General features: G+C 62.0%; 2 protein-coding genes. One reads left to right on the top strand and one right to left on the bottom strand.

From position 1 onward, the window contains the following. Positions 1-1,020: LamG-like jellyroll fold domain-containing protein (locus CAP_RS35620; protein WP_231511893.1), on the top strand; the 1,020-nt coding region annotated here is incomplete at its 5' end. Between the two features lie 298 nt (positions 1,021-1,318). Here the strand turns inward: CAP_RS35620 and CAP_RS35615 are convergent. Next, on the bottom strand, positions 1,319-1,656 hold a 338-nt coding region (locus tag CAP_RS35615), incomplete at its 5' end, for a hypothetical protein (protein WP_044249159.1).

Genomic DNA, 1,656 nt, shown 5'->3' with positions numbered 1-1,656 from the left:
GGGTGCGGTCCGTTTGAGTACGAGGCATTGCAGGGACAAGCCGGGAGCGGTGGAAGTGGCGCGCAGGGAGGCGGACTGGCGTGCACGGAAGGGGAGACGCAGCCTTGCTACACCGGAGACCCGTTGACCACCGCGGGGGTGGGGGAGTGCAGAAGCGGGGTCAACACCTGTGATGGGGAGGCGGGCACGTGGGGCACGGCCTGCGAAGGGGAGGTGCTGCCAGGGCCTGAACTGAACGGGGACTTCAGGGACAGTGATTGCCAAGGCCCGACGCTGGACGACAGCGCGGGGACGCCGCTGGTTCGCTACCTCCTCAATGAGGCGACGGCAGGGACCGGGGTGACGCACCTCCGGGATGCCAGGCCCAATCCGCTCGATCTGGAGCTTCAATACGAGTGGGGTCACCCTGAGTTTATCAGCCCGGGAACCGAGAGCCGCGGCCTCTACTGGGAGCACAGCAACGGGAGTGGTCGGGCCTTTAGCATCATCGCCACGCCGCAGAGCAAGCTGCAGATGCTGAACTCCGCCACCGCCCTGACCCTGGAGTTTGTCGTCAAGTTCGAGGAAAGCAGCGTGAATGACGAGCGCGGGGTGCTGTTCCTGGGGCATGCAGAGGGAAGCAACGACATCAGCAGGCTGGCCTTGGTGCTCGATGGGGACGAGAATCCGCACATCTATCACAATGGCCAGGAGGTGGGTCGGGTCGAGGAGCAACTGCGCACGGATGATCCGGTGGTGCTGCATGTCATCATTGATACCGCGGTCGAACCCGACGAGGCGAAGCTCCGACTGCTCGTGAACGGGGAAGCGAAGCCCGTCACCCGTGAGCCATGGGAATCTCCACCCAATGGCCCGTTGACCCTGAACCAGAGCACCCACCTCGTGCTCGGGAACCTGCTCACGCAAGCGCGATCGATGCGGGGTGATCTCTACTACGCCGCCATTTACCCACGGGCGTTGAGCCAAAGTCAGGTGGAGGCGAACGTGGCCGTCCTGCAAGAGCACAATGACGAACCCTGAAGGATGCGACTCTGAGCCTGATTCGCTATTAACAGAGGCAATCATGGAGACAATGACCGACTGCCAAGATGCTTCGCCACTATACCAGCGGCATGCAGACGCGTCGTTCATCGCTCAAGGATGATTCAATCATGGCCGGATGGGGGCCCGGTCATCAACCCCACTCCATCCTTGTCTGGTCCTTCAGAGCAATGAGCAGCCCGGCATCCTGACGATCAGCCAAAGCTACGTTTTCTGATCCCCACAGGTCCTGCAGGCTCATGATGGCGCATGATATTCTGGTTGAGCGTTGCGGCCATTAGGGTTCGTCATTGCGCTGTTTCAGCACGGCCACATTCGCCTCCACTTGGGTTTGGGTCAACGCCCGTGGGTAAATGGCGGCGTAGTAGAGGTCGCCCCGCATCGACCGATCTTGCGTGAGCAGGTTCCCGAGCACGAGGCGGGTGCCCTGGTTCAAGGTCAAGGGCCCACTGGGAGGAGATTCCCATGGCTCACGGGTGACGGTCTTCGCTTCCCCGTTCACGAGCAGTCGGAGCTTCGCCTCGTCGGGTTCGACCGCGGTATCAATGATGACATGCAGCACCACGGGCTCATTCGTGCGCAGATGCTCCTCGACCCGACCCACCTCCTGGCCAT

The organism is Chondromyces apiculatus DSM 436 (assembly GCF_000601485.1).
GTDB lineage: Bacteria > Myxococcota_A > Polyangia > Polyangiales > Polyangiaceae > Chondromyces > Chondromyces apiculatus.
Note: the sequence above shows the minus strand (reverse complement) of the source record. Positions and strands in the feature narration are given on the sequence as shown.